Annotated in this window: 11 protein-coding genes; 5 read left to right on the forward strand and 6 right to left on the reverse strand. The window is 72.5% G+C overall.

Annotated features, from left to right (window positions below; translation table 11 throughout):
• Positions 1-16 precede the first annotated feature (16 nt).
• Entirely contained in the window at positions 17-910 is an 894-nt protein-coding gene (locus GIS00_RS11170; RefSeq protein ID WP_154768516.1) for an HAD family hydrolase, read from the forward strand.
• A 301-nt stretch (positions 911-1,211) separates the two neighbouring features.
• On the opposite strand, the gene GIS00_RS11175 is transcribed toward GIS00_RS11170, so the two are convergent.
• From GIS00_RS11175 to GIS00_RS11190, 4 genes are all read right to left on the reverse strand, one after another.
• On the reverse strand, positions 1,212-2,231 hold the full coding sequence (locus tag GIS00_RS11175; protein ID WP_154768517.1) for a lysophospholipid acyltransferase family protein: 1,020 nt from the start codon (positions 2,229-2,231) through the stop codon (positions 1,212-1,214).
• Positions 2,228-3,442, reverse strand: a complete 1,215-nt coding sequence (locus GIS00_RS11180; RefSeq protein WP_407666840.1) for an NAD-dependent epimerase/dehydratase family protein — start codon at positions 3,440-3,442, stop codon at positions 2,228-2,230. Before GIS00_RS11180 ends, GIS00_RS11175 begins: the two co-directional genes overlap by 4 nt.
• Positions 3,443-3,526: 84 nt before the next feature.
• The gene (locus GIS00_RS11185; protein WP_015746237.1) at positions 3,527-3,628 is read right to left on the reverse strand and encodes a 30S ribosomal protein bS22; all 102 of its coding nucleotides are present in this window, start codon (positions 3,626-3,628) and stop codon (positions 3,527-3,529) included.
• 212 nt (positions 3,629-3,840) lie between these two features.
• A complete protein-coding gene (locus tag GIS00_RS11190; protein WP_154768519.1) occupies positions 3,841-4,062 on the reverse strand; it encodes a helix-turn-helix domain-containing protein in 222 nt (73 codons plus the stop codon).
• A 146-nt stretch (positions 4,063-4,208) separates the two neighbouring features.
• Here GIS00_RS11190 and GIS00_RS11195 point away from each other — a divergent pair, with 146 nt between their 5' ends.
• A complete protein-coding gene (locus GIS00_RS11195; protein ID WP_154768520.1) occupies positions 4,209-4,592 on the forward strand; it encodes a DUF952 domain-containing protein in 384 nt (127 codons plus the stop codon).
• A 133-nt stretch (positions 4,593-4,725) separates the two neighbouring features.
• Here GIS00_RS11195 and proC read toward each other — a convergent pair whose 3' ends face one another.
• Positions 4,726-5,529, reverse strand: a complete 804-nt coding sequence (gene proC, locus GIS00_RS11200) for a pyrroline-5-carboxylate reductase (RefSeq protein ID WP_154768521.1) — start codon at positions 5,527-5,529, stop codon at positions 4,726-4,728.
• A 259-nt stretch (positions 5,530-5,788) separates the two neighbouring features.
• Here proC and GIS00_RS11205 point away from each other — a divergent pair, with 259 nt between their 5' ends.
• From GIS00_RS11205 to GIS00_RS11215, 3 genes are all read left to right on the forward strand, one after another.
• Entirely contained in the window at positions 5,789-7,000 is a 1,212-nt protein-coding gene (locus tag GIS00_RS11205; RefSeq protein ID WP_196073227.1) for an MFS transporter, read from the forward strand.
• Positions 7,001-7,288: 288 nt separating this feature from the next.
• Complete coding sequence (locus GIS00_RS11210) at positions 7,289-8,323, forward strand: ATP-binding cassette domain-containing protein (RefSeq protein ID WP_154768523.1); 1,035 nt, start codon at positions 7,289-7,291, stop codon at positions 8,321-8,323.
• Positions 8,320-9,165: an ABC transporter permease gene (locus GIS00_RS11215; RefSeq protein ID WP_154768524.1), complete on the forward strand. Its 846-nt coding sequence runs from the start codon at positions 8,320-8,322 to the stop codon at positions 9,163-9,165. Before GIS00_RS11210 ends, GIS00_RS11215 begins: the two co-directional genes overlap by 4 nt.
• A gap of 86 nt (positions 9,166-9,251) precedes the next feature.
• Here GIS00_RS11215 and GIS00_RS28645 read toward each other — a convergent pair whose 3' ends face one another.
• Complete coding sequence (locus tag GIS00_RS28645) at positions 9,252-12,413, reverse strand: AAA family ATPase (RefSeq protein ID WP_154768525.1); 3,162 nt, start codon at positions 12,411-12,413, stop codon at positions 9,252-9,254.
• Between the last annotated feature and the right edge of the window lie 25 nt (positions 12,414-12,438).

Raw genomic sequence — 12,438 nt, forward strand, 5'->3', positions numbered from 1 at the left:
TGCGGAAGGAGGTGCGATGACCGGCAGCCGGACCGGACAGTCCCGGGAGGAACTGGCACGCGCCGAGCGCGCGGGCGAGGCCTCCGCCGAGGCCGCCTACCAGGCCGAACAGGCCGGCACCGAGCGCCTGGCCCCCGGCACGGATCTCACCGCCGCGGCCTTCTTCGACGTCGACAACACGATGATGGCCGGGGCCTCCACCTTCCACTACGCACGTGGACTGGCCGCCCGGAAGTTCTTCACCACCGGCGATCTCGCGCGGTTCGCCATCCGTCAGGTCAAGTTCCGGATCGGTGGGGAGAACGCGGGCGACATGACCTCGGCGCGCGAGGAGGCGCTGTCGTTCGTGGCCGGTCGGCAGGTCGCGGAGATCGTCTCCCTCGGCGAGGAGATCTACGACGAGCTGATGGCCGACAAGATCTACCCGGGCACGCGGGAGCTGGCGCAACGGCACCTGGACGCCGGGCAGCGGGTCTGGCTGGTCACCGCGACGCCGGTCGAACTGGCGCAGATCATCGCCAACCGACTGGGCCTGACCGGCGCGCTGGGCACCGTCGCCGCGACCGAGAACGGCACCTACACCGGGCGTCTCGTCGGCGAGCTGCTGCACGGCAAGGCCAAGGCCGCCGCGGTGCGCGCGCTCGCCGCGCGCGAAGGGCTCGACCTGCGCCGCTGCACCGCCTACTCGGACTCGATCAACGACGTGCCGATGCTGTCCGTCGTCGGCACCGCAGTCGCGGTGAACCCGGACGCGCAGCTCCGGGACGTCGCACGCCGCCGCCGCTGGCAGGTCCTCGACTTCCGCACCGGCCGCAAGGCCGCCCGGATCGGCGTGCCCTCCCTCCTCGGTGCAGGGGCCCTGGGCGGGGCGGTGGCCGCGGGCCTCGCCGTCCGCCGCCGCTACCGCTGACGTCGACATGGCGAGCTGGCGCTCGCGGGCCGTCGGTCCCCGGAGGGATCCCGCGTCCTGCGCTTCTCGCCTCTGCTCGTCCCTCGCGACGGCTGCGATGCTCGACCGCACGATCCCGGGACCAACGACCGGACATGTCGAGCTGGCGCTCGCGGGTCGCACCCGACCCCCCGGCGCGATGATCAACTTCGCCTGCGCGTACGAACTCGTCGACTCCTGTCCCAGCAGTCACAGAAACGCTGTGATCCCACGCGTCGGCGAAGTTGATCATCGCGCGGGCAGGGGGGCGGCGGCGGGCGGGTCAGCCGAGGAAGGGGTGACCGCGGCGGATGAGCAGGCGGTAGAGGGCCTGCTGGATGTTCTCCCGCACCCGGTCGGCGAGGTTGAAGACCAGCATCGGGTCCTCGGACGAGCCGGCTGGCAGGTCGGCGGTGGTGATCGGCTCGCCGAACTCGATGATCCAGCGACTCGGCAGCGGCACCGCGCCGAGCGGCCCGAGCCACGGGAAGGTGGGTGTCACCGGGAAGTACGGCAGTCCGAGAGCCCTTGCCAGCGGCTTGATGTCGCCGAGCTTCGGGTAGATCTCCTCGGCACCGACGATCGCGGTCGGGATGATCGGCACCCCGGTCCCGACCGCCGCCGACACGAAGCCGCCGCGACCGAAGCGCTGCAGCTTGTACCGCTGGGAGAACGGCTTGCCGACGCCCTTGAACCCCTCCGGGAACACCGATACCAACTCGCCGGTGGTCAGCAGGCGTTCGGCGTCGGGATTGCAGGCCAGGGTCGCCCCGGTTCGCCGCGCGACCGGCCCCATCACCGGGGTGTCGAACACCATGTCCGCGCCGAGGATCCGCACCGACCGGTGCGCGGGGTGATGGTCGTGCACGGCCACCGCGGTCATCAGCGCATCCATCGCGACCGTGCCGGAGTGGTTCGCCACGATCAGCGCACCGCCGTCGGACGGGATGTTCTCCACCCCGAGAACCTCGACCCGGAACCACTTGTCGAACAGCAATCGGAGCGGTGGCAGGAACACGTGCTCGGCGAAATCCGGGTCGAACCCGAAGTCGTCGACCTGGTAGTCACCGGTGATCCTCCGGCGCAGGAAGGCCAGGCCTTCCGCGGCCTGCCGGCGCCAGCCGGTCTCCGCCGGCGGAGTCCCGGGCCCGTCGGTCCCGGGGCTGTCGTCAGCGATGGTTCCGCCGGCGGCTCCCGAGGTACCGCGATCCGAGGCTGTCGTGTCGCGCCCGGCCGTGCCGGGATCCGCCGTCGCGTTCTCCCGCACCGGATGCACCCGGGGATCGTCGATCGGGCCGGTCATCGGGCCGCCTTCCTGCGGCGGGGCGACCCGCCGTCGATCCCGACCAGATGGGGGCGCCCGGGGCGCTCGGCGGCGCGGCCGACGGTGTCGTCCACCACCGACGTCGCCGCACCGGGACCGGCCGCAGCACCGACACCGGCACCCGTCCCTCCGGACTCCGGTGGGTGCACCACGGGAGCGAGCGGATCGATCCCGGTCCCGGCAGGAGCAGCGGAGCCGAGGCCGAGCACCGTGGTCAGCGTCCGCTCGACCTTCCCGATGGTGGACGGACCCACGGTGCGGTGCAGGGTCCGGGCGAAGTCGTCGAAGGCCTCGACGGTGGTGAAGGCGGGGTGGAAGCCGACCTCGTCGCGGAGTCGGGAGGTGTCGAGCACCCGGCCCGGGACCAGTGATCTGACGGTCGCGGCGGAGAAGCCGCCCAACCGGCCGATCCGCATCGCGAGCCCCACCCCGTCCAGCGCCGACATCGGCACCGGCAGCGGGATCCGGCCGGCCCGGTGCACGGCCTGGACGACGGTCAGCGCGCCCTCGCCCGCGACGTTCACGATCCCGGACCAGCTGCCCAGCGCCAGGTGCTCGAGCACGGCGACCGCGTCCGACTCGTGCAGCAGCTGGAGTCTCCCGTCCCGGCCGGCCGCGACGGCGATCACCGGCGAGTGGGAGAAGTAGCGGGTCAGCGGGGTGTGCACCGTGGGCCCGATGACCTCGGCGAAGCGTGGCACGGTGACCCGGACATCGGGCCGGCGACGGGCGAACCCGCGGACGTAGCCCTCGATGTCGACCGCGTCGCGGGCGGTGCCGCTGCCCAGCGACCGGGCGGTGGTGTCCTCGGTGAGCACGGCCGGGTCCTTCGACGACCCGCCGTAGACCTTCGCGGTGGACCGGACCACGAGGTGCTGCACCGACGTCGCCCGCTGGCAGGCGGCCAGCAACTGCATCGTGCCGAGGACGTTCATCTCCTTGGCCATGGTGCGGGCCGCGGAGGAGGCCGGGGTGGCGGAGGCCGACGCATGGACCACGGTGTCCACCCCGGCGGCCTCGATGATCCGGCCGATCAGCGGGTTGCGGATGTCGGCGCGGGCGAACTCCGCGCCCTCCATCCGGGCCCGGGCGGCGGGCTCGGGCAGCACGGCGTCGACGCCGATGACCCGGTCCACATCGGGCCGGGACGCAAGAAGGCCGGCCAGGGCGGATCCGATGAACCGGGTCACCCCGGTCACCAGAATCGTCCGGCCGGCCATTCCTCCGCCTGTGCGGTGCAGGTCAGCGCTGCGCAGCGGTGATCGCCGGAGCGATCACTTGCCGGCCTTGCGACGCGCCACGCGGGTCTTGCGGAGCAGCTTGCGGTGCTTCTTCTTCGCCATCCGCTTGCGGCGCTTCTTGATGACCGAACCCATACCCACGACCTCTTGACTGGAGACGCCGGCCACCCTGGCCGACCTCTGGACGGAAACGAGCCTGAGAGCTCACCACCGGCGGTGGTCCCACACGGTGCTCGGGACATCGTACCGGCGCGACGGAACCCCGCCGGACGGAATCGGGGACCCACAGGCGCGCACGGACGACAGCCGGGTCCACCAGGACCCGGCTGCGGCTGGAGCGGCCGACCTCAGCCGACGTCGTTGTACGCGGTCTTGAGGTATTCGTGCACGGCGCGCTCGGGCACCCGGAAGGACCGGCCGACCCGCACCGCGGGCAGCTCGCCGGAGTGCACCAACCGGTACACCGTCATCCGGGACACTCGCATGACCGTGGCCACCTCGGCCACGGTCAGGAACTTCATCTCGGCGAGCGGAGCTTCCCGCACGCCTTTGTCTGGCGGTTGAGCCATCAGGGCACCGTCTTCCGGCACGCATCGCGCCGCCGGCTTCCCCACCGGCGAGCACTTTCGCGCTCGTGCTTGGTGAACTCTAGCGTTACCAGTGGTGCTGATGCGACGGTTCTGCTTCACGAATATCTGACGAACAGGAGTTCGGTATGCGCATTCTTCATCTCGCCGGCCTGCCGGCGTGGTCCGCGGTGACCGCGCCAGGCGCAACGACCGGCTACACCGAGTCCACCCGCGGGATGGATCTGGCCGAGGTCGGCTTCCTGCACGCCAGCACATCGGCACAGCTGCCCGGAGTGATCGACCGGTTCTACGCCGACGTCGACCTGGCCACCATGGTCGTGCTGGTGATCGACGTCGACCTCTGCGAGGCCGGCGGCTCCCCCGTCCGCTGGGACCCGGTCGGTGACCAGGAGTTCCCGCACATCTACGGCCCGCTGCCGGTCGCCGCCGTGGTCGCCACCCTGCCGCCGATCCGGGATGCCGACGGAGGGCTCGCCCCGCTGGACCTCACCGGTCTCGACGTGGCCTGAGACGTGGCCTGAGTCGGAAAAGCCGGAGCAGCCGGAGCAGCCGGAACAGTCGAAACAGCAGGGACAGCGGGGGTCGGCAGGGACAGTCGGAGCGCGGTCCGCCCGCACCGGGGCGGCACCACGGCCGGCCGGATCAGCGGTGCGCGGCGCCCAGCTCGGTGGACCGCAGGGCGGCGGCCTCGATGGCGGCGAGCAGCGCGGCCCGGACGCCGTGGTTCTCCAGCTCACGGATCGCCGAGATCGTGGTCCCCCCCGGTGAGGTCACGGCCTCCCGCAGGGCCACCGGGTGCTCGCCGGTCTCCCGGAGCATCTTCGCCGCCCCGACCGCCGACTGGATGATCAGTTCGGTGGAGACGTTCCGCGGCAGGCCGAGAAGGATGCCGGCGTCGATCATCGCCTCGACCAGGAAGAAGAAGTAGGCCGGTCCGGACCCGGACAAGGCGGTGACGGCGTCCTGCTGGGCCTCCGGCACCTGGATCACGCTGCCGACCGCGGACAGCAACTCGCGCACCGTCTCCATGTCCTCCGGGCCGGCGTGGCTGCCGGCCGACATCACCGACATCGCCTCGCCGACCAGCATCGGGGTGTTCGGCATCACCCGGACCACCGGGGTACCCGCGGGGAGGTGGCGTTCGTACAGCGCGGTCGGCAGGCCTGCGGCGAGCGAGACCACCAGGGCCCCGGGCCGGATCACCGGGGCCAGCGAGACCAGCAGCGGTTCGATGTCCTGCGGCTTGACGCCGATCACCAGCACATCCGCCTCCGCGGCCGCCTCGGCGGTGGAGGCGGCCCGGACCCCGTGCTTCTCCGCCAGCTGCGCCGCCCGCCCGGACCGGGTGGTGACCAGCAGCGACTGCGGATCACGGCCGGCCGCGATGAGTCCGGACAGCAGGGCCTCGCCGATCTTGCCGGCGCCGAGGACGGCAACGGTGCGCATGGGTCCAGCCTGTCATGTCACCGGACCGGCCGATGACGGTCCGAGCCCGGTCCGAACCCGGGTCGGCACTGCCCCTGCCCCGGGTCGGCACTGCCCCGGGTCGGCACTGCCGGGGTCGGCACTGCCGGGGTCGCCCGGCTCCGGATCGGACGGCGCCGCCCGACTCCGCCGCCACCGGTACGGACCGGAACGAACGAGACCGGACCGGACCGGACCGGACCGGACCGGACCGGACCGGCGCAGGCCTACTGTGCTGCAGGTGATCCAGGAGTCCCGACCGTCCGGCCGTGCGCTGCTGGTGGCCACCGCAGTCGTGCTGCTCGCCGCGGCGCTGCGGCCGCCGGTCAACGCGCTGGGCGCGGTGATCCCGGAACTGCGGGACGACACCGGCCTGAACGGCGCCGCCGCCGGGCTGCTGCTCGCCCTACCCACCCTGTGCTTCGCGGTGATCGGCTTCGCCGCACCGGTGACGGCCCGGCGGCTGGGCACCCACCGGACCGTCCAGTGGTCGCTGGTCGCGCTCACCGTCGGCCAATTGGTCCGGGTGCTGCCCGGCCCGGTCGCACTCTTCGGCGGCTCGACGCTGGCCCTGGCCGGGGTGGCGATGGCCAACGTGTTGTTGCCCGGTCTGGTGAGACTGCACTTCCCGCACCACATCCCGGCCATGACCGCGGTCTGGACGACGGTCATGTCCGCCGGCGGCGCGGTCGCCACCGGCGTGACGCTGCCGGCGGAGCGTGCGCTCGGCGGTGACTGGCGGCTCGGGATCGGCATGTGGGCTGCCCTGTCGGCGGTCACCCTGCTGCCCTGGCTGATGCTCGGCGGCCGCCGCGCCCGTCCGGTGCACGCGACCCGGGCCATCGGCCCCGGGATCGTCGCGGTCGCCCGGACCCGGCTCGGCTGGATGCTGGCCGGCTACTTCGGCACCCAGGCGCTGCAGGCGTACGTCATCTTCGGCTGGTTGCCGGAGCTGCTGATCGACCAGGGGATGACCGACACCAGGGCCACCGCCTACGTCTCGATCCTGGGCGTGGTCGCGGTGCTGATCTCGGCCGTGGTCCCGTTCCTGCTGAAGGTCCTGCCGACCGTGGTGGTGATCGCCGGGATGGCGGGGTGCTACCTGACCGGCTACGTCGGGCTGCTGGTGGCCCCGGTCGGCCCGGCCGCGCTGTGGTGCGTGTTGATCGGGCTCGGCACCGGCGCGTTCCCGGTGGCGCTCACCCTGGTCGCCCTGCGCGCCCGCACCCAGGCCGGCACCACCGCCCTCTCCGGCTTCACCCAGTCCATCGGCTACCTGATCGCGTCCTCGGGACCGGTGCTGTTCGGCTTCCTGCACGACCTGTCCGGTGCCTGGGATGCGCCGTTGCTGCTGCTCTGCGGCCTGCTGCTGGTCCACCTCGGCTTCGGGCTGCTCGCCGCCCGGCCGCGGATCGTCGAGGACGAGCTGCCGCCGGACACCGCCCGCGACTGACGCCGGCCCCGCCAAGCGCAGTAGAGCGCCGCCCGCCAGATCCGATCCGGCGGGGATCTCGCGACCTCCTCGCGCCTACCGGGTGAGGACCGCTGCCGGCGGGATCCGCACAGCGTCCGCCGGCGACCGATGAGTTCCGCGATCGGCGCCGGTCCACGCTGCAAGGTCAGGAATTGGTCAAGAAACGGGGTGTACCGGACCCGCCCGGTTCGGTAGAACAGCCGTAGTGCCCACCATGACCGACCGGCGAGAACACCACCGGACGAGGGAACAGAGAGGGACACCGAGATGGGCGACTCCACAGCAGGGCCGGCGATCCGGACATCGGGGCTGGTGAAGGTCTTCGGCGGTACCAGGGCGGTCGACGGGATCGACCTGACCGTCGAGGCGGGCACCGTCTACGGCGTGCTGGGCCCGAACGGCGCCGGCAAGACGACGGCAGTCAAGATGCTGGCCACGCTGCTCCGGCCGGACGCCGGTGAGGCACTGGTCTTCGGCCACGACGTGGTCCGCGAGGCCGACACGGTCCGCAGCCTGGTCAGTCTGACCGGCCAGTACGCCTCCGTCGACGAGGACCTGACCGGGGACGAGAACCTGGTGCTGCTGGCCCGGCTGCTCGGTCACGGCAAGCGCGCCGCCCGGGCCCGGTCCGAACAGATGCTGGCCGCGTTCGGGCTCACCGAGGCCGCCGGCAAGCAGGCCAAGAACTACTCCGGCGGCATGCGGCGCCGGCTCGACATCGCCGCCAGCATCCTGTCCACGCCGAAGCTGCTCTTCCTGGACGAGCCGACCACCGGCCTGGACCCGCGCAGCCGCAACCAGGTGTGGGACATCGTCCGCGCCGTCGTCGGTCAGGGCACCACGGTGCTGCTCACCACCCAGTACCTGGACGAGGCCGACCAGCTGGCGTCCCGGATCGCGGTCATCGACCACGGGAAGGTCATCGCCGAGGGCACCAAGGGCGAGCTGAAGGCCTCCGTCGGCGTCGGCACGGTGCACGTCCGGCTGCGGGAGCCGGACCGCCGACCGGAGGCCGCCGGGATCCTGGAGCGCGCACTCGGTTCCGAGGTCCAGCTCGACTCCGACCCGGTCGCGCTGACGGCCCGCATCGGCGAGGCCGGCAAGGACGGGGGCGCAGCCGGCAGCACGCCGGTCACCGAGCTCGCCGCCGAGCAGGCCGCGAGCGCGCTGGGCGAGCTGGCCCGGGCCGGCATCGTCGTCGACACCTTCTCACTGGGCCAGCCCAGCCTGGACGAGGTCTTCCTCGCCCTCACCGATCACCCGGCCACCGGTTCCGACGACTCCCGGGAGGTGGCGGCATGACCACGCTCGCCAAGAACATCGACGACGCCGACGCCAAGCTGGCACCGGCCGACCTGACCGGGGTGCTGGCCACCGAGCGCCCGCCGCGGCCCAGTGCCCTGTCCGCATCGATGACGTTCGGCTGGCGGGCCGCGCTGAAGATCAAGCACGTTCCGGAGCAGCTGTTCGACGTGACCCTGTTCCCGATCATGATGACGCTGATGTTCACGTACCTCTTCGGCGGTGCGCTGGCCGGCTCGACCACCGAGTACCTGCAGTACTTCCTGCCGGGCATCCTGGTCGCGAGCATCGCGATGATCACCATGTACACCGGGGTCTCGGTGAACACCGACATCGCCAAGGGCATCTTCGACCGGTTCCGGACGCTGCCGATCTGGCGGCCGGCGCCGATGGTCGGCTATCTGCTCGGCGACCTGTTCCGCTACGTGATCGCCTCGGTGGTCATCGTGGTGATGGGCCTGATCCTGGGGTTCCGGCCGGCCGGCGGGGTGGTCGGCGTGGTGGCCGGGGTCGGCGTGCTGCTGGTGTTCTGCTTCGCCTTCTCCTGGATCTGGACGATGTTCGGGCTGCTGCTGCGGTCGGAGAAGTCGGTGATGGGCGTGAGCATGATGGTGCTGATGCCGTTCACCTTCCTGTCCAGCGTCTACGTCGACCCTTCGACGATGCCCGGCTGGCTGCAGGCCTTCGTGAAGGTCAACCCGATCACCCACGTCGCGGACGCGGTGCGCTCCACCATGAACGGCACCTGGTCGGGCAGCTCGCTGATGTGGGTCGGCATCTGGACCGTGGCGCTGCTGGCGATCTTCGGACCGCTGACCATGCGGCTGTACAGCCGGAAGTAGGCGCCCGGCAGTCGTTCACGGTCCCGCCAGGTCGAAGCACGTTCCGGCAGGTTGCAGGACCCGACACATGCCCGGTGCACCGGAGGTCACAACCTCCAGTGCACCGGGCTTTCCGGTCGGTAGCAGCAGGAGCTGCCGGTGGTCACGGTGGCGCGCAGGTGCGCGGCCAGCGCTGGGTGCGCCTCGTCCAGTCGGCGCAGGGTGTCCCGGATCCGCGCGGTGACGGTCTTGCGGGCCCGTTCCGCGGCATCGCCCAGCCGCCGGGACCGGCCGCCCAGGCCGGTCGCCGACCGCAGTTCGTCCAGCAGCGCCGTCCGTTCCCGCTCCAGCCGGGCCTGCGTGACCGCATCGGAACGCACTGCCGCAGCATCGATCTCGTCGTCCAGGACGGTCAGCCGGCGCCGGTACTCCTGCCGGGCACGATCGTCCAGCACCGGGTCCCCACCCATCGCCGCGGCCGCTGCGACCTGCTCACCGCCGACCGGCTCCAGCAGCCGGACCGCCGGGATCTCCACCCCCGGGGAGGACAGCAGCCGGTGCAGGTCGACCAGCCCCTTGGCATCCGGCAGGTGGACCGTGCGGCCGTCGAAGGTCGCGGTCCAGACCCCGCCCGACGGCCGCAGTTCGGCGGCCGGCGGGCCGGCGGGAGTCGCGGGCTCGGTGCCGGTCGGTGTGGTCGGTACGGCCGGGGTCGCCGCGAGCACCCGGCCGAGTCCGAGCTCCGCGGCCTCGGCGCGGGCGCCGGCCAGCAGCAGCATCGCCTCCTGCTCGTCCTGCGCCGTTGCTGCCCGGGCCCGCAGCGCATCGGCCAGGGCCACCCGGGACTCGACGGACCAGGTGCGCGATCGCATCCGTTCCGCCGCCGCGACGGCCTCCCGGATGAGGTCGACCGCCAGGTCGGGGCGGTGCGGGATCTCCGTGATCCCCAGGTACAGCTCCGCCGGGCCGGCCAGGTCGCACCCGAAGATGCCCACGCACCACGTGCCGCGCAACGGCTCCAGTGCCGCCCGGGCCAGAGCGGCGATGGCCGGGTCCGCCGTCATCCGCGCCACGAGCGCGAGCAACCGGTTCCACAGGGCTTCCACCATCGGCGGGTGCTGCCCGGACCCCGCACGCATCTCGGCGATGTGGGCGAGCCCCGGTGCGGGATCCCCGGACTCGGCCGCCGCCACTGCCCCCAGCAACTCGCGGAACCCCGTCGGTTCGTCGTCCTGCCGGATCGGTGTCGGCAGCTCGTCGAACCGGCCCTCCCGGATGAGCTGGGCCCAGGTGAGGTGCACGGCGAGCCAGCCGTAGGTGGCCTCGTCGTGGTCCATCGACAGCACCTGTTCCAGCACCCGCCGGGCCTCGATGATCCGGCCGGTGAACAGGAGGATCAGCTGCCGGTCGACCAGCACGCTCACCTCGTACCGCGGTGTCCGGTAGAGGTCCGCGAGCCGGCAGTAGGTGGCGAACTGGTCGAGGTAGGCGGGATCACCCAGCTCGAGCAGGGCCACCCAGCGCATCGACGAGGCGTACTGCTCGGTGTCGCGATCGCCGGTGCGCCGTGCCACCGCTTCCGCCTCGGCCAGCAGCACCTTCCGCTCCGCGGCGCTGCCCGGCCCCCACATCGCGTTGTGCCGGGCCGACAGCATGCTGGTGAGCATCTCGTCGTCGCCCGACCCGCGGGCCGACTCGGACAGGTGGTCGATGAGTTCCTCGACCAGCCCGTCGATCCCGGTCCGGCCCCGGTCGGCGCGTTCCGGGAGCACCCCCGCGTGCGCTTCGCGGACCAGCGCGTCCCGCCGCGCCGGGTCGGCGTCGTCGTACCGGGCCACGGTCACGGTGATCCGCGCCAGCACCTCCGGATCCGCCCGCCGGGCGTCGTCGACGGCCCCCCAGAGGATCTCCCAGGCCGGCCCCCGATCACTCCGCCGGCGCCACTCGTGGTGGTGCAGGCGGGATCCCAGGTCGAGGCCGATCAGCGCGCGCCGGCCCGGAGCGGTGGCCAGCCCGAGCGCCGTCCGGTAGTGCGCGACCGCCTCGTCCGCGGAGATCCGGCTGTCGGCGTCCCGCCCGGCCGCGACCAGCAGGTCGACCGCGACCTCCGCCGGCACCAGGTCCCCGGCCCGGACCGCGTGACCGGCCAGCTCCGCCGGCAGCATCTCGCCGGACCCCACGGCCTCGACGACCGCGGCGTGCACCCGGCGGCGCCCGTCCGGATCCAGGTCGTCCAGCAGCGCCTCCCGGACCAGGTCGTGCACGAAGCCGAGCGCCGGCCCGGACGCACCGGGACCACCGGGAACGCCCGGCCGTTCGGCCTTCTCGAGCAACCTGTTGGCCAGCGCCACGGCCAGCAGGCGGTCCGCCGCGACCGGCCCACGCGCGGACACCGCCGCCAGCAGGCCGACCGGGAAGGTGCGACCGAGGACCGCGGCGGTGCCCAGCAATCCGACCACCTCCGGCGGGAGCGTGGACAGCCGGCGGCGGACCGCGTCACGCACGCCCGGGGCGACCGCAGGCCCGTTCCCCGCCGTCGTGTTTTCGTCCGTCCCGAGCCGGGCGGTCTGCTCGACGAAGAACGGGTTGCCACCGGTCCGGCGGTGCAGCTCGGCCGTCCTGTCTGGCGCGGGTCGGTGGCCGGTCACCCGTTCCACCAGCGTGGCCACCCCGGTCTCGGACAACCCGTCCAGGGTGATCGTGGTGGCACTGCTGAGCATGCGGGACAGCTGCTGCCGCAACGGATGTCCGTCGGACTCCAGCTCGACGTCGCGGTAGGTGCCGACCAGCAGCAGCCGCTCGAAGAAGCAGTGCCGGCCGACGAACTCCATCAGCCGCAGCGACGCCTCGTCCGCCCAGTGCAGGTCGTCCAGGACCACCACCACCGGGCGGCTCTGGGCCAGCACCTCGAAGGCCTGGCTCACCGCGTCGAAGTACCCGAACTCGTCCATGGTCCCGGTGCCGTCGGCCGGGGTGCCGGCGAACTCGAGATCCCGCCACTCGTGGGGCCCGAGCACCCTGCGGGCCGCCCGGAAGACCTGCGTCCATGGCCAGAAACCGGGCGCCGCACCGCCTTCCCAGCAGGTGCCGGCCAGCACCAGGGCACCGAGCTCGCGGGCCCGGACCATCGCCTCGGTGACCAGGGAGGTCTTGCCGATGCCCGCCTCACCGCCGACCAGCACGGTGCCGCCGTGGCTGGCCACCGCGCGCTCGACGGCTCCGCGCAGCACGGCCGAGGGATGGTCCCGGCCGATCAGCGTGGTGTCCATGATCAGCCGATTCTCGCAAATCCCG

Source organism: Nakamurella alba, assembly GCF_009707545.1.
Classification (GTDB): domain Bacteria; phylum Actinomycetota; class Actinomycetes; order Mycobacteriales; family Nakamurellaceae; genus Nakamurella; species Nakamurella alba.